This window comes from Ruegeria sp. F11 (assembly GCF_056533855.1).
Map to the genome: position 1 here is coordinate 1 of NZ_JBQFOW010000026.1, position 24,154 is coordinate 24,154.

Annotated in this window: 33 protein-coding genes and 2 pseudogenes; 12 read left to right on the forward strand and 23 right to left on the reverse strand. The window is 61.7% G+C overall.

Features of this window, described 5'->3' with window-relative positions:
* Both ACR0NJ_RS20470 and pip read right to left on the reverse strand, forming a co-directional pair.
* A pseudogene (locus tag ACR0NJ_RS20470) lies at positions 1–255 on the reverse strand (ABC transporter substrate-binding protein); the annotation flags it as partial.
* Entirely contained in the window at positions 252–1,229 is a 978-nt protein-coding gene (pip, locus tag ACR0NJ_RS20475) for a prolyl aminopeptidase (RefSeq protein ID WP_480818940.1), read from the reverse strand. The pseudogene ACR0NJ_RS20470 and the gene pip, both read right to left, overlap by 4 nt.
* Positions 1,230–1,278: 49 nt before the next feature.
* On the opposite strand from pip, the gene ubiG reads away from it, so the two are divergent.
* Positions 1,279–2,031: a bifunctional 2-polyprenyl-6-hydroxyphenol methylase/3-demethylubiquinol 3-O-methyltransferase UbiG gene (gene ubiG / locus ACR0NJ_RS20480; RefSeq protein ID WP_480818941.1), complete on the forward strand. Its 753-nt coding sequence runs from the start codon at positions 1,279–1,281 to the stop codon at positions 2,029–2,031.
* Here the strand turns inward: ubiG and ACR0NJ_RS20485 are convergent.
* Genes ACR0NJ_RS20485 through ACR0NJ_RS20500 form a run of 4 tightly spaced genes read right to left on the reverse strand, consistent with a single transcriptional unit; the run spans position 2,028 to position 4,373 of the window.
* Positions 2,028–2,468 (reverse strand): MarR family winged helix-turn-helix transcriptional regulator, encoded by a 441-nt coding sequence (locus tag ACR0NJ_RS20485; protein ID WP_480818942.1) that lies wholly within the window; start codon positions 2,466–2,468, stop codon positions 2,028–2,030. The genes ubiG and ACR0NJ_RS20485 overlap by 4 nt on opposite strands.
* Positions 2,469–2,483: 15 nt before the next feature.
* Positions 2,484–3,314, reverse strand: a complete 831-nt coding sequence (locus ACR0NJ_RS20490; protein ID WP_480818943.1) for a carbon-nitrogen hydrolase family protein — start codon at positions 3,312–3,314, stop codon at positions 2,484–2,486.
* A complete protein-coding gene (grxC, locus tag ACR0NJ_RS20495) occupies positions 3,314–3,571 on the reverse strand; it encodes a glutaredoxin 3 (RefSeq protein WP_480818944.1) in 258 nt (85 codons plus the stop codon). The genes ACR0NJ_RS20490 and grxC overlap by 1 nt, the downstream gene beginning before the upstream one ends.
* A 37-nt stretch (positions 3,572–3,608) precedes the next feature.
* Positions 3,609–4,373 (reverse strand): double zinc ribbon domain-containing protein, encoded by a 765-nt coding sequence (locus tag ACR0NJ_RS20500; protein ID WP_480818945.1) that lies wholly within the window; start codon positions 4,371–4,373, stop codon positions 3,609–3,611.
* Here ACR0NJ_RS20500 and ACR0NJ_RS20505 point away from each other — a divergent pair.
* Both ACR0NJ_RS20505 and hemH read left to right on the forward strand, forming a co-directional pair.
* The gene (locus tag ACR0NJ_RS20505) at positions 4,354–5,184 is read left to right on the forward strand and encodes a methyltransferase domain-containing protein (protein ID WP_480818946.1); all 831 of its coding nucleotides are present in this window, start codon (positions 4,354–4,356) and stop codon (positions 5,182–5,184) included. The two genes, ACR0NJ_RS20500 and ACR0NJ_RS20505, sit on opposite strands and share 20 nt — an antisense overlap.
* Positions 5,185–5,240: 56 nt before the next feature.
* Positions 5,241–6,290 carry a ferrochelatase gene (gene hemH / locus ACR0NJ_RS20510; protein WP_480818947.1) on the forward strand — a complete coding sequence of 350 codons (1,050 nt, stop codon included), beginning with the start codon at positions 5,241–5,243 and terminating at the stop codon, positions 6,288–6,290.
* Between the two features lie 96 nt (positions 6,291–6,386).
* On the opposite strand, the gene ACR0NJ_RS20515 is transcribed toward hemH, so the two are convergent.
* The gene (locus tag ACR0NJ_RS20515) at positions 6,387–6,569 is read right to left on the reverse strand and encodes a hypothetical protein (protein ID WP_117870963.1); all 183 of its coding nucleotides are present in this window, start codon (positions 6,567–6,569) and stop codon (positions 6,387–6,389) included.
* 139 nt (positions 6,570–6,708) lie between these two features.
* Complete coding sequence (locus ACR0NJ_RS20520) at positions 6,709–7,308, reverse strand: L,D-transpeptidase (protein ID WP_480818948.1); 600 nt, start codon at positions 7,306–7,308, stop codon at positions 6,709–6,711.
* A gap of 169 nt (positions 7,309–7,477) precedes the next feature.
* Here ACR0NJ_RS20520 and dalA point away from each other — a divergent pair, with 169 nt between their 5' ends.
* Positions 7,478–7,993 (forward strand): divisome-associated lipoprotein DalA, encoded by a 516-nt coding sequence (gene dalA / locus ACR0NJ_RS20525; protein ID WP_480818949.1) that lies wholly within the window; start codon positions 7,478–7,480, stop codon positions 7,991–7,993.
* A gap of 39 nt (positions 7,994–8,032) precedes the next feature.
* Here the strand turns inward: dalA and ACR0NJ_RS20530 are convergent, their stop codons facing one another.
* The 7 genes from ACR0NJ_RS20530 to ACR0NJ_RS20560 form a co-directional block, all read right to left on the reverse strand.
* On the reverse strand, positions 8,033–8,497 hold the full coding sequence (locus ACR0NJ_RS20530) for a PTS sugar transporter subunit IIA (RefSeq protein ID WP_480818950.1): 465 nt from the start codon (positions 8,495–8,497) through the stop codon (positions 8,033–8,035).
* 60 nt (positions 8,498–8,557) lie between these two features.
* Entirely contained in the window at positions 8,558–9,121 is a 564-nt protein-coding gene (gene hpf / locus ACR0NJ_RS20535) for a ribosome hibernation-promoting factor, HPF/YfiA family (protein ID WP_480818951.1), read from the reverse strand.
* Positions 9,122–9,373: 252 nt separating this feature from the next.
* Positions 9,374–10,132: an LPS export ABC transporter ATP-binding protein gene (gene lptB / locus ACR0NJ_RS20540; protein WP_480818952.1), complete on the reverse strand. Its 759-nt coding sequence runs from the start codon at positions 10,130–10,132 to the stop codon at positions 9,374–9,376.
* Positions 10,132–10,623, reverse strand: a complete 492-nt coding sequence (locus tag ACR0NJ_RS20545; protein ID WP_480818953.1) for an LptA/OstA family protein — start codon at positions 10,621–10,623, stop codon at positions 10,132–10,134. The genes lptB and ACR0NJ_RS20545 overlap by 1 nt, the downstream gene beginning before the upstream one ends.
* Positions 10,624–10,626: 3 nt before the next feature.
* Positions 10,627–11,226 carry an LPS export ABC transporter periplasmic protein LptC gene (locus ACR0NJ_RS20550; protein ID WP_480818954.1) on the reverse strand — a complete coding sequence of 200 codons (600 nt, stop codon included), beginning with the start codon at positions 11,224–11,226 and terminating at the stop codon, positions 10,627–10,629.
* A gap of 12 nt (positions 11,227–11,238) precedes the next feature.
* Positions 11,239–12,201, reverse strand: coding sequence for a KpsF/GutQ family sugar-phosphate isomerase (locus ACR0NJ_RS20555; protein ID WP_480818955.1), 963 nt, complete (start codon positions 12,199–12,201; stop codon positions 11,239–11,241).
* A complete protein-coding gene (locus ACR0NJ_RS20560; protein WP_480818956.1) occupies positions 12,198–12,812 on the reverse strand; it encodes a ribonuclease D in 615 nt (204 codons plus the stop codon). Before ACR0NJ_RS20560 ends, ACR0NJ_RS20555 begins: the two co-directional genes overlap by 4 nt.
* A gap of 132 nt (positions 12,813–12,944) precedes the next feature.
* Here ACR0NJ_RS20560 and ACR0NJ_RS20565 point away from each other — a divergent pair, with 132 nt between their 5' ends.
* The 8 genes from ACR0NJ_RS20565 to ACR0NJ_RS20600 all read left to right on the forward strand — a co-directional run bounded on the left by ACR0NJ_RS20565 (position 12,945) and on the right by ACR0NJ_RS20600 (position 20,000).
* Positions 12,945–13,196, forward strand: coding sequence for a metal-sensing transcriptional repressor (locus ACR0NJ_RS20565; RefSeq protein ID WP_480818957.1), 252 nt, complete (start codon positions 12,945–12,947; stop codon positions 13,194–13,196).
* A gap of 3 nt (positions 13,197–13,199) precedes the next feature.
* The gene (locus ACR0NJ_RS20570; RefSeq protein WP_480818958.1) at positions 13,200–14,420 is read left to right on the forward strand and encodes an MFS transporter; all 1,221 of its coding nucleotides are present in this window, start codon (positions 13,200–13,202) and stop codon (positions 14,418–14,420) included.
* Between the two features lie 51 nt (positions 14,421–14,471).
* Complete coding sequence (locus ACR0NJ_RS20575; RefSeq protein ID WP_480818959.1) at positions 14,472–14,900, forward strand: Lrp/AsnC family transcriptional regulator; 429 nt, start codon at positions 14,472–14,474, stop codon at positions 14,898–14,900.
* A gap of 72 nt (positions 14,901–14,972) precedes the next feature.
* Positions 14,973–15,668: a transglycosylase SLT domain-containing protein gene (locus tag ACR0NJ_RS20580; RefSeq protein ID WP_480818960.1), complete on the forward strand. Its 696-nt coding sequence runs from the start codon at positions 14,973–14,975 to the stop codon at positions 15,666–15,668.
* 9 nt (positions 15,669–15,677) lie between these two features.
* Positions 15,678–17,765, forward strand: coding sequence for a flagellar biosynthesis protein FlhA (gene flhA, locus ACR0NJ_RS20585; RefSeq protein WP_480818961.1), 2,088 nt, complete (start codon positions 15,678–15,680; stop codon positions 17,763–17,765).
* Positions 17,762–18,532: a flagellar biosynthetic protein FliR gene (locus tag ACR0NJ_RS20590; protein WP_480818962.1), complete on the forward strand. Its 771-nt coding sequence runs from the start codon at positions 17,762–17,764 to the stop codon at positions 18,530–18,532. The genes flhA and ACR0NJ_RS20590 overlap by 4 nt, the downstream gene beginning before the upstream one ends.
* A complete protein-coding gene (flhB, locus tag ACR0NJ_RS20595) occupies positions 18,532–19,620 on the forward strand; it encodes a flagellar type III secretion system protein FlhB (protein ID WP_480818963.1) in 1,089 nt (362 codons plus the stop codon). The genes ACR0NJ_RS20590 and flhB overlap by 1 nt, the downstream gene beginning before the upstream one ends.
* Positions 19,617–20,000 (forward strand): hypothetical protein, encoded by a 384-nt coding sequence (locus ACR0NJ_RS20600; protein WP_480818964.1) that lies wholly within the window; start codon positions 19,617–19,619, stop codon positions 19,998–20,000. The genes flhB and ACR0NJ_RS20600 overlap by 4 nt, the downstream gene beginning before the upstream one ends.
* Positions 20,001–20,023: 23 nt before the next feature.
* On the opposite strand, the gene ACR0NJ_RS20605 is transcribed toward ACR0NJ_RS20600, so the two are convergent.
* From ACR0NJ_RS20605 to ACR0NJ_RS20640, 8 genes and pseudogenes are all read right to left on the reverse strand, one after another.
* Positions 20,024–20,536: a flagellar basal body-associated protein FliL gene (locus tag ACR0NJ_RS20605; protein WP_480818965.1), complete on the reverse strand. Its 513-nt coding sequence runs from the start codon at positions 20,534–20,536 to the stop codon at positions 20,024–20,026.
* Positions 20,537–20,545: 9 nt separating this feature from the next.
* Positions 20,546–21,277 (reverse strand): flagellar basal body L-ring protein FlgH, encoded by a 732-nt coding sequence (gene flgH, locus ACR0NJ_RS20610; protein WP_480818966.1) that lies wholly within the window; start codon positions 21,275–21,277, stop codon positions 20,546–20,548.
* Positions 21,277–21,693: a flagellar basal body P-ring formation chaperone FlgA gene (gene flgA, locus ACR0NJ_RS20615; RefSeq protein ID WP_480818967.1), complete on the reverse strand. Its 417-nt coding sequence runs from the start codon at positions 21,691–21,693 to the stop codon at positions 21,277–21,279. Before flgA ends, flgH begins: the two co-directional genes overlap by 1 nt.
* Positions 21,693–22,478 (reverse strand): flagellar basal-body rod protein FlgG, encoded by a 786-nt coding sequence (gene flgG, locus ACR0NJ_RS20620; RefSeq protein WP_480818968.1) that lies wholly within the window; start codon positions 22,476–22,478, stop codon positions 21,693–21,695. The genes flgA and flgG overlap by 1 nt, the downstream gene beginning before the upstream one ends.
* A gap of 16 nt (positions 22,479–22,494) precedes the next feature.
* Positions 22,495–23,205, reverse strand: coding sequence for a flagellar hook-basal body complex protein (locus ACR0NJ_RS20625; protein ID WP_480818969.1), 711 nt, complete (start codon positions 23,203–23,205; stop codon positions 22,495–22,497).
* Positions 23,205–23,477, reverse strand: a complete 273-nt coding sequence (locus tag ACR0NJ_RS20630; protein ID WP_480818970.1) for a flagellar biosynthetic protein FliQ — start codon at positions 23,475–23,477, stop codon at positions 23,205–23,207. The genes ACR0NJ_RS20625 and ACR0NJ_RS20630 overlap by 1 nt, the downstream gene beginning before the upstream one ends.
* Before the next feature lie 4 nt (positions 23,478–23,481).
* Complete coding sequence (gene fliE / locus ACR0NJ_RS20635) at positions 23,482–23,772, reverse strand: flagellar hook-basal body complex protein FliE (protein ID WP_480818971.1); 291 nt, start codon at positions 23,770–23,772, stop codon at positions 23,482–23,484.
* Positions 23,773–23,784: 12 nt separating this feature from the next.
* Positions 23,785–24,063, reverse strand: a pseudogene (locus ACR0NJ_RS20640) (flagellar basal body rod C-terminal domain-containing protein); the annotation flags it as partial.
* Between the last annotated feature and the right edge of the window lie 91 nt (positions 24,064–24,154).

Sequence of the window (24,154 nt, forward strand, 5' to 3'; positions counted from 1 at the left end):
GGTCCAGACCCGCGCGTTGGCATCGGTGTCCCAGCCGGTCGCCAGTTCGCCGCGCAGGGTCCCGTCGGGGGCAATCTCGGTCAGCGTATCGAACACCGCACCGCGCGCGACCTGTTCCAGACTGTCATCGCGCGGCACGGCCAAACGCAGCACGCCACCCGTTTTCGGAGTATCCGCCAACGACGCGCCCGTCGCCGCCAGCAGCGCAGCAGCGGCACCCGAGGCGAACAGGGCACGGCGGTCCATGCGGGTCATGCCACGCCCTCGGCCACGCGGTCCATGATCCGCACCAGTTCCGCGCTGATGCCCGGCTCGGACAGCGCATGACCTGCGTTGCGCACCATCTTCAGTTCCGCATTGGGCCAGCGTTCCGACAAGGCCCAGGCGGCCTGCGGCGGGCAGATCATGTCGTAGCGCCCCTGCACGATATGGCCGGGGATATGGGCGATCTTGTCCATCCGATCCAGAATCTGGCCGTCTTTCTCAAGGAAACCGCCGTTGATGAAATAGTGATTCTCGAGACGCGCAAAAGCCCGCGCATATTCGCCGGGGCTTTCCCCGGTCGATCCGCTGGAATGGATCGAGGCCAGCGCGTTTTCCCAACTGGACCACGCCCGCGCATAGAGGATCTCGGTCGCGCGATCTCCTGAGAATAGCCGTTTGTTATAGGCGCGAATGGTGTCGGACAGTTCGTCCTCGGTCAGCAGGGCGATGAATTTCGACCATTGCTCGGGCCAGAACTTGCCCGCGCCCCCGCCATAGAACCAGTCCAACTCGGCCTGCGTCATCAGGAAGACACCGCGCAGAACCAGACGGTTGACGCGGTCGGGATGGGTTTGCGCGTAGATCAGCGCCAGCGTCGCGCCCCAACTTCCGCCGAACACAATCCAGTCCTCAATATCCAGCAAGGTCCGCAGCCGTTCGATATCGGCGACCAGATGCCACGTGGTGTTGTCCTCGACCGCCGCATGAGGGCGCGATCTGCCGCATCCGCGCTGGTCAAACAGAATCACCCGGTAAACCTCGGGGTCGAAATAGCGCCGCATCGCGGGGCTGCAACCGCCGCCCGGACCGCCATGCAGGATCACCACCGGTACCCCGTCCGGATTGCCGCATTGTTCCATATAGATGCGATGCCCGTCGCCCACATCCACCATGCGCTGATCGAACGGGTCGATCGGCGGGTAAAGATATTGAACTGCGCGCTTTTGGTCCGGGTACTTGTCCATTATGGCCCTATATAGTGCTTAAAACGTAAAAGAGCATACGGAGACAGGAATGCAAGCGCATCCGAACACGGTGGACCCGTCCGAGATCGCAAAATTCGAGGCGATGGCCGCCGAATGGTGGGATCCTCACGGAAAATTCAAGCCGCTGCACATGCTGAACCCCTGCCGTCTGGATTACATCACCCAGCAGATCGCCGGGGAATTTGACCGCGATCTGACCGTTTCGCGCCCGTTCGAGGGCCTGCGCCTGCTGGACATCGGTTGCGGCGGCGGGCTGCTGAGCGAACCTATGGCCCGCCTTGGGGCCGAGGTGGTCGGCGCCGACGCCGCCGAGCGCAACTTGCCCGTCGCGCGCATCCATGCCGAACAATCGGGGCTGCAGATCGACTATCGCCACACCACCGCCGAGGACATGGCCGCCGCTGGCGAGCAGTTCGACGTGGTGCTGAACATGGAGGTGGTCGAGCATGTGGCTGACCCCCTCGGCTATCTCACCGCGACACAACAATTGCTGAAACCCGGCGGGCTACAAGTGTGTTCCACCATCAACCGCAACCCGAAATCCTATGCGATGGCCATTTTCGGGGCCGAGGTCGTCATGCGCTGGCTCCCGCGCGGCACGCATGAATGGAACAAGTTCATCACGCCGGATGAGCTGTTCGACCTGCTGCGCCAAGCCGGGCTGGAGCCGGTGGACCGCAAGGGCTTCGTGTTCAACCCGATCCTGTGGAGCTGGTCGATCTCGGACCGGGATTTGAGCGTGAATTATGTGACGGCAAGTGTGAAGGCGGGCTCTGCTTAGTCGCCTTCCAACTGACGGCGCAAATCCCTGAGCACCGGCAATGCACTGCGCACGCGCTCAAGCCCCAATTCCCCGACCACCCGATTGATCAGCGGTGTGATCGACGAAATCGCCTGATCCCGCGCCCGCCGACCGGCGGGGCTGATGGCGACCATTTTGCGGCGGGCGTCGTCCCAGTCGGGGCGGATGTGGATGTATCCGGCCCATTCCAGCTTGGCCAAGGTGTTGGTCATTGCTCCGCGCGTGACGTGGAAGGTGCTGGCCAGTTGCGCCGGGGTGCGCTCGTCGCCCACATACACAAGGTGGTTCAGCACCGAGAAATGCGAGATTTCCATGCCCTTGGGCAGCACCCGGCTCAGCCGGTTGCGCAGCAGTTGGTCAGCGGTCAGGATCTCGCTGAACAGCGTGACCGCAAGGGCATTTTTCTCGTCCGTCATAAGTCCGGTTCTGGATCAGGGCCCGTCAAAGGGCCGCACGTGCTGCAATGAGGGCACGCGGCGGCGCGCCTCTGTCACAGAACTATCATCCAAATCGAAAATGTGAATGCCCGGATCGGTACCTGCGTCGATCAGCACCTCTCCCCACGGGGCGACAACCATGCTGTGACCGTGGGTGTAGCGTGTTTTGCCGCGCGTTTTAGGGTGCTCTCCAGTCTGGGCGGGGGCCAGCACCCAACAACCGGTCTCAATCGCCCGCGCGCGTAGCAGAGATTGCCAATGCGCCGCGCCGGTCACGGGCGAAAACGCCGCCGGGACGGTCAAGATCTGCGCACCCGCCTGCGCCAGCGCGGCGTAGAGATGCGGAAAGCGGATATCGTAACAGATGGTCAGACCAACCTTGCCAAAATCGGTCTGCGCAATCACGGCCCGGTCGCCGGGGCGGTAGTTTTTCGATTCGCGGAAGGTCTCGGTCTCGGTGACCTGCACGTCGAACATATGGATCTTGTCATAGCGCGCCACGATCTGCCCCTGCGGGTTGATCATGAAGGACCGGTTGGCAAAGCGCCCATCGGCGTCGTGGGTCTTGATCGCCAGCGACCCGATCAGCAGCCACACACCCAGCGCGGCGGCCTGTTCCCGCAGGCCCGCCAGTGTGATGTCGTCTTCTTCATGCTGCAGAACTGCGCGCTGCCGCGTGGTCGAAGTTGAGACGCAATTCGTCACCTCGGGCGTCAGAATGAACCGCGCTCCCTGATCCGCCGCATCGGCCATCAGGGCGCGCACCATGTCCAGATTTTCAGGCGGGTCGTCCGACGAGGTGATCTGCAGCAGCGCCGTTTTCATCAGGCCGCCAGCAGACGGTCCAGCTTGCCCTGACGGTCCAGCTCATACAGCTCATCGCAGCCGCCAACGTGATCCGGGCCGATGAAGATTTGCGGCACGGTGCGTTTGCCGCCTGCGCGCTTGATCATTTCGGGTTTGCGTTTGGGGTGCAGGAATACGTCGATCTCTTTGTACTCGACGCCTTTCTGTTTCAGCAGCCGTTTGGCCGCGTGGCAATATCCGCATAGCGGAGAGGTGTAGATTTCTACCGGTTTCATATTCCGTCCCTTCGGGTTTCGCGTGATCTTCCGCGAATTAGGCATCCTTGGCAACGCGTGCCAGTACCAACACGAAAATATGATTTGCCCCCGCATCCGTGCAGGCCCGCGCACAGGCGGCCAAGGTCGCGCCCGAGGTCATGACGTCGTCCACCAGCAGAACATCCCGCCCCTGCAGCCTGTGTATCCGTTTGGGATGGGGGTGAATCACGCCCGCCAGCGTCTGAGCCCGCTCGACCGCCGTTTTGCCGTCCAGCACGGGCGTCCGCGCCCGCCGCACCAGCAGGTCGGGGCAGGTCTGCAGACCGGTTTCGCGGCCCAGATGGTGCGCCAGCAAAGCCGATTGATTGTAACGCCGCTTGATAAGCCGCGACCAGTGCAGCGGCACCGGGGCGATCAGCATGTCGGACCGAATCAACTCACGCCCCGCCTGCGCCATCCAGCGTGCGGCGGGGCGGGCCAGTTCGGGGCGGTCTGCGTGTTTCAGGGCCAGAACAAGCGATCTGGCGCGCCCTTTGTACAGCAGCGCCGCGCGCCCATCGCGCCAGGGGCGCGGGGTCCTCAGGCAGTCATCGCATTCGATCCGGTGCCCGTCCGCCTCGCCCGGTACCGGCATGCCGCAACTGTCGCACACGGTGCCCCCGACGAAGGGCGTGTCGCGCCAGCAGGAACCGCACAGCCCGAAGTCAGAGTCGGTCAGGTCCCCGCAGCCTAAGCATCGGGGTGGGTAGATCAGTTCGACAGCGCTTTGAACGCGCTGCCAAATGCGGTAGTTGCGGCCTATGAAACTGCCTGAACCCACTGCACCCCCTCTGTTTGACCGCGCGACCCTGACCCGCCGCCGCGCCCGCGCGACGGATGAGGCCCTGTTCCTGCACCGCGCCGCTGTTGACGAGGTGCAGGATCGGCTGTCGTTGGTTAACAGACCCTTTACAGCGCCCGCGATTGTGACCCCCTTTCCGCAAATCTGGCAGAGTGTGCTGCAGGATGCCGTCATTGTGGCGGATGAGGACACGCTGCCCCTGACCGAAGGCGCTCATGATCTGGTGATCCACGCAATGGCGCTGCACTGGGCCAATGATCCGGTGGGCCAGTTGATTCAATGCCGCCGGGCCTTGAAACCGGATGGTCTGATGCTCGCCGTCTGTCTGGGCGGCGAGACCCTGCACCAGTTGCGCGCAGCACTGGGTCAGGCCGAGATCGAGGTCACGGGCGGCCTGAGCCCCCGCATCGCGCCGATGGGCGAGCTGCGCGATCTGGGCGGCCTTTTGCAACGCGCCGGGCTGACCCTGCCCGTGGCGGATGCCATCCCGCTGACGGCGGAATATCGCGACATCTTCCATCTGATGCAGGATCTGCGCGCCATGGCGGAAACCAATGTCCTGTCCAATCGTCTCAGAACACCGACCCACCGAGGCGTGTTCGACCGCGCCCAGCAAATCTACAGCGATCACTTCGCCACGCCCGAGGGGCGGCTGCCTGCCACCTTCGAGTTGATCTGCCTGACCGGCTGGTCCCCCGATGACAGCCAGCCGAAACCGCTGCGCCCAGGCTCGGCCCGGATGCGCCTGGCCGAAGCCTTTGGCACGGATGAGGGCAAACTGCCCGATTGACGACCGGGCATTTCCCGTTATCTCAGGCCGGAACAACCAAAATCAGGACCGCCCACATGTTTGACGCCACCCGCCCAGCGCATGCGCCCGCCGACCACCCCAAGGTCAAAATGGGGCGCGTCGGTATTCTGCTGGCCAATCTGGGCACACCGGATGATTACTCTTACTGGCCGATGCGGCGCTATCTGAACGAGTTCCTGTCGGACCAGCGCGTGATCGACTATCCGAAATGGAAATGGCAGCCGATCCTGCAAGGCATCATCCTGTCGAAGCGCCCCTTCAGTTCGGGCGAGGCTTACAAGTCGATCTGGAACCACGACAAGGGCGAAAGCCCGCTGATGACGATCACCAAGGATCAGACCGCGAAGCTGCGCGATGCGATGCAGGCGCGCTATGGCGACCGGGTGATGGTCGATTTCTGCATGCGCTACGGCAACCCCTCGACCAAATCGAAGGTACGGCAGATGGTGGCCGAAGGCTGCGACCGCCTGCTGTTCTTCCCGCTCTACCCGCAATACGCCGGTGCCACGACCGCCACAGCCAACGACCAGTTCTTTCGCGCGCTGATGGAGGAAACCTGGCAACCGGCAACCCGCACCGTTCCGGCCTATTTCGATGAACCGGCCTATATCGACGCGCTGGCCGGGTCGGTGGAAAACGCCTATGCGGCGATGGAGACGAAGCCCGACATTCTTGTCTGCTCGTACCACGGCATGCCCGAGCGCTATCTGCAGCAGGGCGATCCCTATCACTGCCAATGCGCGAAAACGACCCGGTTGCTGAAGGATCGCTTGGGCTGGTCGGACGACCAGCTTGTCTCAACCTTCCAGTCCCGCTTTGGCCCCGAGGAATGGCTGAAACCCTATACCGTCGATCACGTGGCCGATCTGGCGCGACAGGGGAAAAAGAACATCGCCGTGATCGCCCCGGCCTTTTCCGCCGATTGCATCGAGACGCTGGAAGAGATCAACGAAGAGATCAAGGAAAGCTTTGAAGAGGCAGGCGGAGAGAGCTTTACCTACATTCCCTGTCTGAATGACGATGATTCGCACATCGCCGCACTGGGCAAGGTAATCGAGGATAATCTGCGCGGCTGGCTGGACTAAGGCGTTCTGCGTTTCAGCTGAGCCACTCTGTCAATCAGGCGTGAAAAAAGGCGGTGGAAAACTCCACCGCCTTTTTCCTGGATAAATCTCGTCGAATTAGCTTGCTGCGACGGCTGCGGCCACAACGACCAGCAGGATCAGCGGCAGCAGGATGCCCTGCGAGGAACCCTGAGTTTCTTCAACAACAACAGGTGCCTCAACAACCGGCTCTTCCAGGTTGCCCGCATAAGCGGTCGAAGCAGCAGCGGTCAGTGCAGCGGCGAGAACGAGTTTTTTCATATTAACCTCCAGAATTTGCGCAGCTCCAATAACCGGAACCACACACCTAAGACTTACCTCGTGACTTTTTCTAAGCAGCAATGCGGCGAGATTGCAATTGCAACTTCGCCGCTAAGCGGGTTCGTGCGCGAAAATGTCGTCATATTAGCAACACTTGCGTGCCGACCTTCGCCATAGAAAACAGCTCGGCGATGTCGTCGTTGAACAGGCCGATGCAGCCATTTGACGACCGCCGCCCGATTTTGCGCGTATCGTGGGTGCCGTGGATGCGATAATACTTCCAGCTCAGATACAAAGCGTGCGTTCCCAACGGGTTATCGGGACCCGGTGGGATATAATCCGGCCATTCCGGGTTTCGTTTCTTCATCGACGGCGTCGGCGACCAGCTTGGCCCTTCGACCTTACGGATGACGCTGGTGCGTCCGCGGCGGGTCATTTCCTCGGTCAGAGGCACCGAAGACGGGTAGAGTTTGTAGATTGTTTGGTCATCTGACCAATAATGCAGCGCCCGCGAGACGGTATCGACCAAAATGGCCCCGTTTTTGGTGTTCGAGAAGTAGGGCCGCCAGTCCTGCGCGCGGAAGCCCGACACATTGCGGCGCACGGGTGGTTCCGGCTCGGGCGCGGGGCGCAGGGGATCGCCCGGAATGTACTGTGCAATCGCGGGCGAGGCCAGCATGGCCGACGCACCGGCCAGGAATCCACGACGGGTGGAAGGAGGAATGCGTTTCTTGACCATGACAACCGGTCCTTTGCTATGGCGAACTGAAAAATCTAAGGCATATTATTGCCAGAATGCTTCAGTCGCAAATCAAACCGACAGAATCACGCGGTCTGTGGCCATTGTGCGTTTGCTCAGAACCGTCAGGCACGCTATGCCCGGTTGCGATACAATAATCAGGTCGATCATGACGCGTCTCGTTTCTTTACTGTTTGCCTGCCTTGTCGCGCTTGCGGCATGTACCGATACCCGGCCCACATCGTTGGGTGCAGATGGCCGCCCGCTGCCGACGGTCTACAAAATTCGGGGCAACCCGGAAAAGCTGCAGTTCCGCATGCTTGATTCGGTCAACGCGCTGCGGCAGGCGCAGGGTTTACAGCCGGTACAACTGAATTCGCAGCTGAATGCGGCGGCGGCGACGCATTCCAAGGATATGGCCCGGCAAAACCGCCCCTGGCATTTCGGGTCGGACGGGTCTTCGCCGATCGACCGGGCCGCGCGGGTGGGGTATTTCGGCACTTTCCTGGGCGAGGCGATCTCGGAAACCTACGAGACCGAAACCGAAACCCTAGCCGCCTGGATGCAGGAACCGGGGCCTCGCGCCATCATTCTGGACCCAAAGGCTACGCAGATGGGCTTTGCCTGGCATCAGGAAGGCGGCGGGAAAATCTGGTGGACGCTGGAAATGGGAACCGGCGGCTGATCCGCCAAAGGTAAAAGCCCCCGATCTTCGGGGGCTTTTTTAGGCCGCCTGCATTGACTGCGCTTCGGTTAGAATCGCATAGAGCTTGACCGGATCGGGGTTCGCGCGCAGCTTCGAGCACACCGTCGTGTCGCGCAGGGTCCGCGACACCAGCGCCAGCGCTTTCAGGTGGTCCACACCCGCTTCTTCCGGTGCAAACAAGGCAAAGGCGATGTCCACGGGCTGGCGATCAACCGATCCGAAATCAATCGGCTTTTCCAGCATCACAAAAACGCCCGAGACCGCCTCGATCTCGGTCAACCGCGCATGCGGCAGGGCAACGCCGTGGCCAACGCCGGTCGGTCCCAGGCTTTCGCGTTCCAGCAGGCTGTCGACCGCAGATTGCGACTCCAGACCCAAGGTCGCCGCCGCCACCTCGCCGATTTCCTGAAACAGCCGCTTCTTGCTGGAAGCGGCGGACAAAACGCGCACTGCCTCGGGCTTGAGTATGCTCGAAAGCTCCATCATCTTGCTCCGTGACGACGCCCCGGCACTGGCCGGGACCCGCCTTGATATCCTTGCCTGTTACGGATCAATCCATCCAATATTACCGTCTTCCCGACGATAAACGACATTCAACCCGTCTTTGTTTTCATTTCGGAACACCAGCACCGGCGCACCGGCAAGTTCCATTTGCATCACGGCTTCACCGACGCTGAGTGATGGGATCTTCGTTTCCATCTCAGCCACAATCATGGGCTGCAGCGATTCGGGTTCGTCTGCCGTGTCCGATTCGTCAGAGGCGAGGATATACGAGGACGCCCCGAAAAGTTCAACCGGCTCGGACCGATCCTTGTGGTGGTCCTTCAGGCGGCGCTTGTATCGCCGCAGTTGTGTTTCCATCTTGTCGCAGCATCCCTCGAACGCCGCATAAATCTCGACCGCGTGGGCCTTGGCCTGTGCCGTCAGGCCGGTGGAAAGATGCACGGTGGTTTCGCATACATATTCATGCGCTGAACGGGAAAAGACGACATTGGCATCGGTCGGTCGCTGGGCATACTTGCCCACGACCTCGCCCAGCTCGGTCTGCACGTGGGTCTGCAGGGCCGCGCCGATGTCGATCTGTTTTCCGCTGATTTGGTAACGCATGTGATCTCCTTCACAATTCACACCCATTCTGACGTTGCGTCGCGCAACGCGCCTGTTTTTATCGGGTGGGGGATAGTGGCGTGATCCGCAGTTGCCCCTGATCCGGCCCTTCGAAGAAGGGACATCGAGATCCAGACTGGAACCGAAGAATTGCCATGACCCAATTGAGGCAAGAGACGACGGAAGAGTCAATCAAAACAGGTGTGTATATACCAGATTTCCGTCATGCAGCCGGCGCAATCGCGCGTAAGCTTATGAAATACGGAAGTTTTCACCCAGATAGACGCGCCGCACGTTTTCGTTTTCGACCACTTCGTCCGGTGTTCCGGACATCAGAACCTGCCCGTCATGCAGGATGTAAGCCCGGTCAACAATCTCCAGCGTTTCCCGGACGTTGTGATCGGTGATCAAAACGCCGATGCCGCGCTTTTTTAAGTCCGCCACCAGATGGCGAATATCGCCCACGCTGATCGGATCAACCCCGGCAAAAGGTTCGTCCAGCAACAGGTATTTGGGGTCCGCAGCCAGACAGCGCGCGATTTCCACCCGTCGGCGCTCACCGCCAGACAAAGCCAGCGCGGGGGCGCGGCGCAGATGCTCGATCGAGAAATCCGAAAGCAGTTCTTCCAGCCGCTCTTTACGGCGGTGAACGTGGCTTACCGTGATGTCCAGAACGGCCGAGATGTTGTCTTCGACGCTCATGCCGCGAAAGATCGACATTTCCTGCGGCAGATAGCCGATGCCAAGCCGTGCGCGGCGGTACATCGGCAGCGTCGTGACCGTCTGCCCGTCGATTGTGACACTGCCCGCCTCGGGGAAGACCAGACCGGCCACGGAATAAAAGGTCGTGGTCTTGCCCGATCCATTCGGCCCCAGCAGGGCCACCACCTCAGAGCGGTTCAGCGTCATCGACACATCGCGGATCACCGTCTTTTTCTTGTAAGACTTCCGCAGCTTCTCGATCCGGAGACCCGAGTTGCCTTCGGCGACGGACAGAGCGGGGCGCGCCATCAGTTGTTGCCCTGCTGCAGGATCGTCTTAACCCGACCCGTCATCGTCGCGGTGCCGGTTGTCAGGTTGGCGTTCAACTGATCGCCGCTGATCACGCTGGGACCTTGGGTCAGCAGCACGTTACCGCGCATCACGATCACACCGGAATCGATGGTGTATTCGGCCCAGTCGCCCTCGGCCGCGTCGGGTGGGCTGACCAGAACCACGTCCTCGGTCGCCTCCATCCGTTCGATGGCCGAGCGTTCCTGATTGTAAATCACCAGCACCCGCGCAGCCGTCAGGCGCATTTCGCCCTGCACGACCAACACGTTGCCGACAAATTCAGCGGACCCGTCTTCCTGATTCACGTTCAGCGTGTCCGACGTCACCTCGACCGGCAGGCTGGGATCTGCCTTGACCGACCCGAACGCGACCTGCGCTTCCTGCGCGTTTGCAGAAACGGAACCCGCTGTCAGGGCGATACACAAAAGGACACATCGAAAATCGAACACGGGTTATCTTTCTGCTTTTGCTGGCTCATATACCAGCTTCACACCATCTGTAAAAAGAATATGGACCGGGCCATCCTTTTTTTCCGTACCAAAGGTCATACGCCCGGCAGAGAAATTGCCGATCACCCCTGTGCCCTGCACCTGACCCGGCGTGTCGCCACGGATTTCCTCGAGCGAGGTGTTCAGCAAATCGGTCGTCACCTGAATGCCGTCGGTGGTGGTAATGACCACATCGCCCACAAAGGTCGCCGTTCCCTTGTCAGGCCGGATCAGGCCCGAGTTCGAATCCAGGGTAATCACCCCGCCGTTAAGCAGCCCGAAGCGCCCCCGGAATTCGGAGGCCTTAGGGATCGACCCGCTGGCGCCCTGGGTAGCCTGCGCAGCCTCGATCCTTACATCTTCGCCCTTGCGCGTGGTACCGCGATAGTTGGGCTGGGTCACCACCTGTTCGGCCAGACGCTCATCTATATCCTTCTGCGTGAAGGGCACCGAGACGTTGGTTTCGATGCTGCGCGACAGAAGGAAGACGGTGGACAACAGAAAAATGGCGGCCAGAGGCAACACCACTTTTAGAAACTGCACCCATCGGGAATGGCGGTCCACCGGCGTGCCCCCTCAGCCCAATCCGACGCGCAGGCAGTCGTGAATATGAAGCAGCCCCTGCGCCGGGCCCTGTGTTTCAGGGTCAACGACGAAGAGCGAGGTGATCTTGCGGTCATTCATGATCGCAACCGCCTCTTCCGCCATGGCATTGGGCGCGATGGTCAGAGGGTTTTCGGTCATCACCTCATCGGTGCGTTTTTCCAGCAGGCCATCCATGTTCCGGCGCAAGTCGCCATCGGTTACGATGCCCAGCAGGCGGCCCGCTTCATCGGTGACGCCGACGACCCCAAAGCTTTTCTGGCTCATGACCAGCAGCGCCTCGCTCATCGGGGTGCCTGCGGGGACCAGAGGCAAGTCCTGATGCATCAGGTCGCGCACTGTGGACAGCTGCGCCCCCAGCTTACCGCCGGGATGGTAGGCACGGAAATCCTCGGGCTTGAAGTTGCGATGTTTCATCAGCGCAATCGCCAGCGCATCCCCCATCGCCAGCGTCAGTGTGGTCGAGATCGAAGGCACCATGCCGAACCCGCAGGCTTCGCCCAAAGACGGGATCAGCAAATGCACGTCGGCCTGTTTCATCAGCGTGCTTTCCGGCTTGCTGGACAAACCGATCAGAGGGATGCCAAAGCGGCGGGTAAAGGCCAGCAGGTTGATCAGCTCCGGCGCTTCGCCAGAGTTCGAAATCGCCAGCACCACGTCCCCCTTAGAAACCATGCCCAGATCGCCATGGCTGGCCTCGGCCGGATGCACGAAATAGGCGGGCGTACCTGTGCTGGCCAGCGTTGCCGCGATCTTGTGGCCGATATGGCCTGATTTGCCGATGCCGCTGATGATGATGCGGCCCGTGGCCTGCAGGATTAGCTCCACGGCCTCGGCAAAATGGTCGTCCAACCCCTCGGCCAATACGTCCAGCGCGCGGGCCTCATCAGTGACAACCTGTCGGGCGGTTTTCAGGAATGCTTCGGTATCGGTCATGAGTGCGCAAAAATATCCGTTTCGGGCCAACCGGCGAGGTCCAGTTTCGCACGCATCGGCAGGAAATCAAAACAGGCCTGCGCCATCTCGGTGCGGCCTTCGCGGGCAAGGCGTCCGTCCAGAGCCTCGCGCAGACGGTGCAGGTAGAGAACGTCTGAGGCAGCATATTCTAACTGCGCGTCGGTCAGGATTTCGGCACCCCAATCGCTCATCTGCTGCTGCTTCGAGATATCGACGCCGATCAGTTCCTGACACAGGTTCTTCAACCCATGCCGGTCGGTATAGGTGCGCACCAGCCGGCTGGCGATCTTGGTGCAATAGACGGGTGCCGCCAGCGCGCCAAAGGTATGATACATCGCGGCAATGTCGAACCGGCCAAAATGGAACAGCTTCAGTACATCCGGGTTCTCCAGCATGGCGCAGAGGTTCGGGGCCTCGGTCTGCCCCTTTTCCACCTGCACGATATGGCTGTTGCCATCGCCGCCCGACATCTGGATCACACACAGGCGGTCCCGATGCGGGTTCAGCCCCATGGTTTCGCAATCAATGGCCACAACCGGGCCCAGGTCCAGCCCGTCCGGCAGGTCGTTTTTATACAGATGGTTCGCCACGGATTTGTCCTTTGTGCGGTCTCGACCCCGAGATAGGGGGTTTGCCCGCCAAACTCAACGCTCTGTCTGTGGCACTGCAGCGCAGGGGTGGTCGACTTGACATTATCCCCATGGTGGGGATAAGGATATATCATGAGCGACCACACCCACGAATCCCACCCTCAGATCACCGCGCGGCTGAAACGCGCGCATGGCCATCTGGCCAAAGTCATCGCCATGCTCGAGGATCAAGCCCCCTGCCCGGACATCGCCCAGCAGCTTTTCGCTGTGGAAAAGGCGATCACCAACGCCAAACGCGTTCTGATCCACGACCACATCGACCATTGTCTGTCGTCGGACGGGGCAGGCGTCGACGATTTCAAGACCATCACCAAGTACCTGTAAGCGATGCTTAGCGTTCTGCAGAACCGAACCTACCGCCATTTGCTGGCGGCGCAGGTGGTTGCGCTGACCGGGACGGGGCTGGCCACGATTGCCCTGGGGCTGCTGGCCTTTGATCTGGCCGGGGATGCGGCGGGGATGGTGCTGGGCACGGCGCTGACCATCAAGATGGTGGCCTATGTCGGCGTTGCGCCGCTGGCGGCGGCCATTGCCGAACAGGTCGACCGGCGCAGGATGCTGGTGGTGCTGGACATTGTGCGCGCCGCCGTGGCGCTGTGTCTGCCCTTCGTGACCGAGATCTGGCAAGTCTATGTGCTGATCTTCGTGCTGCAATCCGCCTCGGCGGGGTTCACGCCTGCGTTTCAAGCCACGATCCCGGATGTTCTGACGGATGAGCATGACTATACCCGCGCTCTGTCCCTGTCGCGGCTGGCTTATGATCTGGAAAGCCTGCTCAGTCCGATGCTGGCGGCGGCTTTGCTGGTGTTTGTCAGCTTCGACACGCTGTTTCTGGGAACCGGCCTTGGCTTCCTCGCCTCGGCGGTTCTGGTCGTGTCTGTCACATTGCCATCGCCCAAGGCGACCGCGCGGAGGGGGGTCTATGACCGCACAACGCGCGGCCTTCGCATCTATCTGTCCACAACGCGCCTGCGCGGGCTGCTTGCGCTTTACTGGTCTGCTGCAGCGCTCAGCGCGATGGTGATCGTCAATACCGTGGTCCTCGTCCGCGCCAATCTGGGCCTGCCCGAAAGCGCCGTGGCGATTGCGCTGGCCGGGTTTGGCGGCGGATCGATGGCGGCGGCCTTTGCCCTGCCGCCGCTGCTGGACCGGGTCGAAGATCGCCGGGTCATGCTGGCCGGGGCGACCATGGGAACCGCAACGATGGCCACCGCCGCGCTTCTGAGCGGCATTACCCCCTTGTCCCTGCCCCTGCTGACCGCACTCTGGGCCTGCGCGGGCTTTGGCTATGCGATGACGGTGACGCCATCGGGCCGCCTGCTGACCCGCTCGGCCCGGCCCGAGGATCGCCCGGCGGTATTTGCCGCCCAGTTCACGCTGTCGCATGCCTGCTGGCTGCTGCTCTACCCGCTGGCCGGATGGCTGATGACCCGGTTCGGCGCAACCGTGGCGCTGGCAGGCATGACAAGCGCTGCGGTTCTGGGGCTGGTGGCCGCGCTGGCGCTCTGGCCCCGGTCAGAGACGGCGCAGGCCGCGCACAAGCCTTGAGCCCCGGCGCCCATCTGCCTTACACCAGAGCGACCCCGTGCCGGAGACCTCATGGACCAGCTTGACCGCCGCATCATCGCCGCCCTGCAACACAACGCCCGCGAGTCGACAACGAAAATCGCCGCAAAACTGGGCGTGGCCCGGACCACGGTGCATGAACGCATCAAACGGATGGAAGACCGCGGCCTGATCGCAGGCTACAAGGTCATTCTCAACAGTTCCGAAGATGTCCCAAAGGTTCAGGTCGTGGTCCTGCTGGAGGTGCAGCAAAAGGAAACCACCCGCATCATCAAGCGGCTGGAAACCTACCCCGAGGTCAAACGCTGCCTGTCGATCAATGGTGAGTTTGACCTGCTTCTGTCCGCCGAGGCCCCCCGGATCGAGGATCTGGACATTCTGGTCGACGATCTGGCCAAAATCCCCGGCGTGCTGCGCACCAATACCAGCGTGGTTTTTGGTCGGCGGATTGACCGGAGATAAGCGGCGCTAACCCTCTGTAAACCCATAACTGGCTAGCTTGGCCCGGATTGATCAGAATCCCGGACCGGCAGAATGCCCTATCGCAAGACCGTTTTTGTTTCCCTGATGCTTGTGCTTGCCGCGCAGGCGGTCATTGCCCTGCCCGATGCGCGAACCGGCGACATATGCGATCACGCAGCCCGCCGCGCCGCCGCGCGCGAGGGGGTGCCGCTGGACGTGCTGCGCGCGATCTCGCGGGTGGAAACCGGGCGGGTGCAGAATGACCGCCTGACGCCCTGGCCCTGGACCATCAATGTCGAAGGGCAAGGCTATTGGTTCAAATCCGAGGTCGAGGCCAAATCCTATGTCTTCCGGATTTTCAAAACGGGGAAGCGCAGTTTCGATATCGGCTGCTTTCAGATCAATTACCGCTGGCACGGCAAGGCCTTCCGTTCCATCGACGCCATGTTCGACCCCGAGGAAAACGCCACCTATGCCGCCCGCTTCCTGAACGATCTATATGCCGAGCTTGGTTCATGGCCCGCTGCCGCCGGGGCCTATCACTCGCGCACCGACAGCCTTGCGCAAGCCTATGAAGGTCGGTTCCAAACGGTACTGGCGCAGTTGGACGACACTTCCACACGGCAAACCGCATCTGCGCCGCGCGATCCTTTTGTCAGCGCCGCAGCCCCTTTGATCCCGCTGCAAACCACACACACCCAAGGCGGGTCGTTGGGTTCTCTGATGCCTGCCGCTGGAACGGCCACCGCCTTCATCGCCCTTAATTAGGAGCTCAGCGTGCCCAAGATCGACGCCCGGTCCCTGTTTTCGCCCACCGTTTTGCTGGCGCTGGCGCTGATGACGGTCATTGTGATGATGATCCTACCGATGCCCGCCTGGGTGCTGGATGTGGGGCTGGCGGCCTCCTTCGCGCTGGCGATCCTGATCTTCACCCTGACCCTGTTCATCGAACGGCCGCTGGATTTCTCATCCTTTCCGACCATCTTGCTGGCCTCGCTGATGCTGCGCCTGTCGCTGAACGTGTCCTCGACCAAACTGATCATAGGTCAAGGTCATACGGGGCCAAGCGCCGCCGGGGACGTGATCGAGGGTTTTGCCAGTTTCGTCATGGGCGGCAGCATCTTCCTGGGCCTGGTGGTGTTTGGCGTGCTGCTGATTGTCAACTTCATGGTCATCACCAAGGGTGCCGCCCGCATGGCCGAGGTCGGCGCGCGCTTCGCACTGGACGGGATGCCCGGCAAACAGCTTGCCATCGACAGCGACATGTCCGCAGGGGCCATCGACCACCAACAGGCCAAGGAACGGCGCGAGCGTGAACAGCAGGAGACGACGTTTTTCGGCTCGCTCGACGGTGCCTCGAAGTTTGTCAAAGGGGATGCGGTTGCCGGGCTGCTGATCACCCTGCTGAACCTTGTGATGGGTCTGGTCATGGGTGTGATCGTGCATGGCATGCCGGTTGCGTCCGCGTTTGAGACCTATGCGATCCTTACCGTCGGCGACGGGCTGGTGTCGCAGATTCCGGCAGTGATCATCTCAATCGCCTCGGCCCTCTTGCTGGCGCGGGGCGGCACGGAAGGTGCAACGGACAGCGCCATCTTCTCGCAACTCGGTCGGCACCCGGCGGCGCTGGGGACTGTGGCGGTGCTGATGGTGCTCTTCGCACTGGTGCCTGGCCTGCCGTTCCTGCCCTTTATTCTGGGGGCGGGTGTTCTGGGCTATGCCGCCTACAATGTGCACAAAAACCAAAGATCGGCTCAGGCTGACGCTCTGAAACCACCGGCCGAGGCCGACGCGCCCGTCTCGCAGGCCATCGGCGACATCCTCGACCTTGACGATGTGCATCTGGAATTCGCCCCCGATCTGGTCAGCATGGTTCTGAACCCCGGCACCGGTCTGGACGCCCGGATCGCCAATATGCGCACCTATGTCGCCTCGAGCTTTGGCCTGATCCTGCCCGAGATCCGTCTGACCGACCGCGCAGACCTGCCCACCGGCACTTATGTGATCAAGGTGCAGGGCATCGAACAGGCGCGCGGCGTTCTGAACCCGGATCTTGTGTTGGCGCTGGTGCAGGACGGCGCGGACCTTCTGCCCGATGGCAATGACGTCACCGAACCCGTCTACGGCGCGCCCGCCCGGTGGATTCTGCCCAAGGATCAGGAAGAGGCGACGCTGAACGGTGCCACCATCGTCTCGCCGCCGGAAATCCTGGCGACCCATCTGCTTGAGATCATCAAACAGAATTTCTCGCGCCTGCTGACCCTGAAATCCCTGCGCCGCTTGTTATCGGAAATGACCCGCCTCAGCGATCCGGTCCGGGCCGAGGCGAACCGCAAGCTGTTGGATGAGCTGATCCCCGACAAGGTTCCCATCGACACGCTGCACGCCGTGCTGCGCCTGTTGCTGGACGAACGTGTCTCGATCCGCAACATGGCGCTGATCCTTGAAAGCATGGCCGAGGCGCGGCTGACCACCACCCAGCCCGAAGGCATCTGCGAACTGGTCCGGCAGCGCCTGGGCTTTCAACTGGTTGCCGACATGAAGCGCGAGGACGGGTCGATCCCCTTGATCCAGCTTGCGCCTGAGTGGGAGGATACGTTTGCCGCCTACCAGATTGACACCCAGACCGCCGGGGTCGATGTGGCCCTGCCGCCGAACCTGTTCAACAAGCTGGCGGATGGCGTGGTCGAAAGCGTCAGCCGATCAGCCGATCACGGGTTGTTTCCGGCGGTCGTCACCTCGACCCGCCGCCGCCGCATGCTGCGCATGATCATGCAAGCGCGCGGTGTTGCAAACCCGGTCCTTTCCTTCGAGGAAATCGGGCTCGAGGCGCGACCGGCCCTTGTCGGAACGGTCCCCGCATGATCGCCCTGCCGCCCGAATTGCTGTCGCAACTGGGCGCAGGGCTCTGGCACGCCTTCGCCGTGTTTCTGAGGGTGTCGGCACTGGTGTCCTTGCTGCCCGCCTTTGGTGAGCGCAGCATCCCGGTGCGGGTCAAGCTGGGAATTGCCTTGGCCTTTACCCTGATCGTGGTCCCGGCGATTTCTCCCCCTGCGTTCGCGCCCGGATTGCTGCCGATGGTGCGGCTGGTCGGAACCGAAGTCCTGATCGGGATGGCCCTTGGCATGGGGTTGCGGCTGTTTGTTCTCGCGCTGCAAACGGCGGGGTCCATCGCTGCGCAATCGACATCGCTTTCCCAGATTCTGGGCGGCGCGGCGGTCGATCCGGTTCCGGCCATGGGGTATCTACTGACGATCGCAGGTCTGGCGCTGGCCGCGCTGATGGGGCTGCATATCCGCGCGGCGCAATTCCTGATCCATAGCTATTCCCTGTTTCCTATGGGGCTGGCCCCGGCAGCGGCGGATCTGTCGCAATGGGGTGTGCAGCGGATTTCCTACAGTTTCGGGCTGGCCTTCGCGCTTGCGATGCCGTTGGTGATCGCCTCGTTGATCTATAATCTGGCGCTGGGGGTGATCAACCGGGCCATGCCGCAGCTGATGGTGGCTTTTGTCGGGGCCCCGGCGATCACCTTTGCGGGCCTGTTTCTGCTGTTTGCCGGTGCGCCGCTGATCCTGTCGGTCTGGTCGGACGTCCTGTTCGCCTTCCTCCTGAACCCGACCGGAGGTCGATAATGACCGCCGCGGATGACGACAGCGACAAGTCCTTTGAACCCACCCCGCAGAAACTGCAGAAAGCCCGCGAAAAGGGTGAGGTGGCCAAATCCAACGACCTGTCCGCCGTGGCCGCCTATTCCGGTCTTCTGATCGCCCTGCTTGCTGCCGGCGACTATGTGGCGGATCGCCTCGGCACCCTGTTCGTTGTGTTGATCGACCAGTCCGACGCGATTGCGCAACTGCTGTCCTCGGGGCCGGCCGCCGCGCCGGTCGCCGGTATGCTGACCGGAGCCCTCGTGCCCGTGGCCCTTCTGTTTGCCCTGCCGATGGCCGCCGTTTTGCTGATCCTGATCGCCCAGCGCGCCCTGATCTTTGCGCCCAATAAACTGAAACCGAAGCTGTCGCGCATCTCCCTCGTGTCCAACGCCAAGAACAAGTTCGGGCGCGGCGGTCTGTTCGAGTTTGCCAAGAGCTTCTTCAAGCTGGTGATCTACGGCACCTGCCTTGCGCTGTTTCTGAACGCCAATCTGACCGAGATCCTGTCGGCCAGCGCTGCCCCTGCCGGGTCATCCATCCTGTTGATGATGAATCTACTGTTTCGCTTTCTCTTCATCGTGATCACCGTCGCGCTGGCCATCGGCGTGGTCGATTACCTTTGGCAGCAAGCCGAGCACATGCGCAAGAACCGGATGTCACGCAAAGAAATCCAGGATGAGGCCAAAGATGCCGAAGGCGATCCGCACGTGAAACAGCAGCGGCGGCAACGGGCGCAGGACATTGCCACCAATCAGATGATGGCCGATGTGCCAAAGGCGGATGTGGTGATCGTGAACCCGACCCACTTTGCGGTTGCTTTGAAATGGTCGCGGGCAGCCGGAACCGCCCCGGTCTGTGTCGCCAAGGGCGTGGACGAAGTGGCGGCAGCGATCCGGTCCGCTGCCGCAGAGGCTGCCGTTCCGACCCATTCCGATCCCCCGACCGCACGGGCGCTGTACGCTACGGTCGAGATCGGGCAGGAGGTGCCCGAAAACCTCTACCGCCCGGTCGCCGCGGCGATCCGGTTTGCCGAAGCGATGCAGAAACGGGCCAAAGGACAAATCCGATGAACCGAGCAAGAGTGGTAAATCTCGCGATGGTGACCGAGGCTGTGTTTCAGCAAAAACACCAAGCCCTGCGCCCGGTGCTCGAGGCCGAAGCCAAACTGCGGCAGGATCTGGCCCGGCTGGACACGCAGCTTCAAATGGTGCGCACCGACAGTGCCGGGGCCGAGGGCTATCGGGTGACGGGCACGGATATCCTTTGGAACGGATGGGAAGCCGCGACGCGCCGACACCTCACCACCGATCTGGCCCGATTGCGGGCCCGCAAGATTGAGGCGCTTGCGGAACTGCGGCACGCATTTGGTCGCAAACAGGCCGTCGAAGGCCTGCTTGAGGCGCAAAAACATAACCTCCGCCGTGCGCAGGTCAAAAAGCAGACAGGGTGACGGCGTGATCGGGACGCGGGGGATCAGGTGTCCTGACGATTGATGCTCATGATAAGCACCTGAGACACGTCATCGCCCAGATCCTTATGCGCCACCTCAAACAGGCTTTTGCGCAGGACATCCAGATTACCGGATTGGGTGAAGGCCCCGTCAAACCCGCCGGTATTTGCATGGTCAAAGAGAACCTGAAGGAAGCTGTCGCGCAGTTTGGGTTCGATGGCATAGAACCTCTCGGTCGCCGCCGGTTTCACCGCCAGGCTCAGCGACATCGTGACCATGGCCGAAATCTGATCGTCCTCGATCACCGGAATCACGAACTGCTTGGTCAGCTTCAGGTATTCGTATTCTCCCTTGCCGTCCTTTTTGTCCTTGGATTTTGGCCCGGCGCTGGCCTTTTTGTCTTTGGCCTTCTTGGGTTGCTCCTTCGCCCCAGCCACATCCTCGGGCGTGTCCGCAGGGGCCAGGAAAACTCCGGCGCCCACGCCTATTCCCAGTCCGGCGCACAAAAACACGACAGGCATCACGATCTTCAACATTTCAGCACCTCAGAAGGGCAAAAGGGAATCGAGGATCTGCTGGCCGTATCGCGGCTGCTGCACATCCGTGATCTGCCCGCGCCCGCCATAAGACACCCGTGCCGAAGCAATTTTGTCATAAGTGATTTCGTTCTGGCGTGAGATATCCTGTGGGCGGACATAGCCGGTGACCAGCAGTTCTCTCAGTTCGAAATTGACGCGCAGCTCCTGCGAGCCGGAAATCGACAGAACACCGTTCGGCAATACGTCCAGAACGGTCGCCGCCACGCGCAGGGTCAGTTTCTCATTGCGCCGGACCGAGCCGCGCCCCGAGGTTGAAGCGTCCGATTCGACCGAGACTGCCTCGTCGAGCGACGCGCCATCTGGCAGCTTGTCCTGAACCCGCTGCGGCAGGCCGAACAGGCTGGGAACCTCAAGGCTTTCAGAGGCGGACCGGGACCGGTTGGTGTTGTTGGAAATCTCGGCCTTCTCATCCAGTTCGATCACGACCGTCAGGATATCGCCCTTCTTGATGGCCCGCTGATCCCCCAGCAGCGATTGTTGGCCGCCGCTCCAAAGCGACGATCCGTCAACGGCGCGCTGCGGTTGGGTATGCAGGGGCAGCCCTGGCCATAGCATCGCAACCTGCTCGGGCGACTGGTCGTTTGGCGTCAGGCTGGGCGGTTTTCCAAGGTGGTCGAACCGGCCACAGGCGGATACCGCCAAGACGGTTAACAGCAGCGTTCTTGCTAGTCCGGACATTAGTGTACCTCGATCTTTCCGTCGGGCCGAATGCGCCCGGTGACAGTTGTGCGCGAGGACAGATTCATGACGCGAATTCTGTCCCCGGCAGCCCCGCGCCCCAAGGCCCGGCCATCGGTGGTGATGGAGAGCGGCCGGCGATTGAAAACGAGCAGAACCAGATCGTTGCGGTCCACGATGGCGGGTGCCCCTATGTCTGTGTCGCGAATGGGGCGACCAGCATACAAGGCCACGCGGGCCTCCTGCCCGATCAGCGCATCGGGCCGGGTCACGGCCCCCGGGAAATCTCCGGCTTTGGTTTCCAGATCCGCGGCCGAGATGACCTCTTTCGCGCGGATGGTCCGGGTTGGCACCACGATGTCAGCAAGGGCCATCGCAGGCGCAAACAGGGTCGTCAGTAACACCATCAACCGCATCAGCGCACCTGTGTCGTTGCGCTCATCATCTGATCGACGGCCGAGATGACGCGGGCGTTCATTTCATATCCCCGCTGCGCCTCGATCAGTTCGGTCACTTCGCGCACGGCATCGACCGAACTGTCTTCGAGATAGCCCTGCCGCAAAGTTCCCAGCCCGTCCTCGCCCGGTACGCTCGGCACCGGCGCGCCGGAGGCTTCGGTTTCCTTGAACAGGTTGCTGCCAATCGCCTCGAGCCCTTTGGCGTTCGAGAAACTGGCCAGCGTGAATTCACCCAGCAACTGTCCCTCGGGGGTGTCATCGAAATAGGCATAGACCTCGCCTTCGGCGTTAATGGAAATCGAGCGCGCGTCGTCGGGGATGGTGATCTCGGGCGCGACCGCGAACCCGTCCGAGGTGACGATCAGCCCTTCCGCCGACCGTTTCAGGCTGCCGTCCCGCGTGAAGGCGGACTGGCCGCTGGGCAGCGTCACCTCAAGATAGCCCCGCCCTTCGATGGCGACGTCCAGGTCGCTTCCGGTGGCCGAAAGCCCGCCCTGTGCCAATTGCACCGTCACGGCAGAGGGGCGCACGCCGAGGCCCAGTTGAATGCCCGTGGGCAGCACTGTCCCGTCCGAGGCATTCACTGTCCCGGCCCGCGCCATCTGCTGATAGTGCAGATCGACGAACTCGGCCCGGCGGGCGTTGTAGCCGGTGGTGTTCATGTTGGCGAGGTTGTTCGAGATTGTCTCGACCCGCATCTGCTGCGCAGTCATGCCCGTCGCTGCGATCTTCAATGCACGCATGTGAAATTCTCCTGTTTCAGCGCATCAGCGCTTTGAAGGCGGCCCGCACCCGCTCGTCTTCGGTTTCAAGGAAGCTCTGGCCCAGCTCATAGGCGCGCTGAATTTCGATCAGCCGCGACACCTGCCCGATGGCATTCACGTTGGAGCCTTCTAGAAAGCGGTGCACAACGACCGGTTCCTGGACCGGCTCAACATCGCCGCCGGGACGAAACCGCGTGTTCCCTTCGCGCACCAAATCCCCCGGTTCAGCAACGCGGTAGACGCCGATCTGGCCCACCGCCTGCCCGTTCACGCTGAGCGTGCCGTCGCTGCCCACATCAATCGACGCCGCATCGGGCGGGATGAACACCGGGGCACCGTTGCTGTCCAACGCGCGCGCACCGTCCATCGCCACAAGATCGCCCTGCGCATTGGGCGTGAAGCTGCCCGCGCGCGTCAGGCGGTTGCCGTCCGGGGTTTCGACCATGAAGAACCCGTCGCCTTCGATGGCAAAGTCGAACTGGCCTCCGGTCTCGGTCAGCACACCTTGCTGCATCGAGGTGTTGCGCACCTCAGCCCGACTCATGGACAGGGAGGGCGTGTTCGGCATGTCCTGAATGAACTCGGAAAACACCAGCCCCTGCTGGCGGTATCCGGTGGTACTGGCATTTGCGATGTTGTTCGCCACCAGCCGCATTTCATTCATCAGCCCGGATTGACGGGACAGGGTGGTATAGGCGGTGTCCATCAACGGCCTCCTGCGATGAGCGGAACCAGTGTTCCGGTGAAAAACGTAACGAGGGTCTGGGTCATGAAGCCCATCGAAATCCAGAACACGATCACGATGGCGATCAGCTTGGGCACGAAGGTCAGCGTCATCTCCTGCACCGAGGTCAGCGCCTGAAACAGGCCCACGATCAGGCCCGAGATCAGTGCCACCGCCAGAATCGGGACCGAGGTGATCACCGCGACCCACAGCGCCTGGCGCACGATGTCGTAGAACAGACCTTCGCTGAGCATCAAATCAGACCGGCATCCGCAGGATTTCCTGATAGGCCTCGACCACCTTGTTACGTACGATCACGGCGGTTTCCACTGCCAGCTCCGTCTGCGCCAGCGCCTGCACCAGCGCGTGCGGATCGGCCTGACCGGTCATCGCGGTCTGGGCCATCTGCTCGCTGTGTTTCAGCGTGGCGGCGAAATCCTGAAACGTTGACCGCAGCCCCTGCGCCATCCCGGCGTGGTCGGGGTTGGCCTGGGTGGCCGGGCGCGCAACCGCGTAGTTCTGCGCGGCGGTGAGTGATCGGGTATCCATTCTGGCTGTCCTTTATTTGCGAAGTAAATCCATCAGCGACGACGACATCTGCCGGGTCTGGTCGAACATTTTGAGGTTGGCCTCGTAACTGCGCTGGGCCTCGCGCGCGTCGGCGATCTCGATCATCAGATCGACATTCGAGCCGAGATAGTGCCCGCTTTCATCTGCCATCGGATGGCTCGGGTCGTGGATGCGCGACAGTTCGCGCCGGTCAAGCTGCACGCGGCCAGCTTCGACCACGGCTTTGCCATCCTTCTGGACCGTCTCAAACGGCACGGTCTTGCGCCGGTATGAGCAGCCTCATCTGACTGGTCCAAATTGATTGTTAGTGCATCGTCGGCCTGCGATCCATTGGTATGATGGTTTCGGGCGCTGGCGGGCT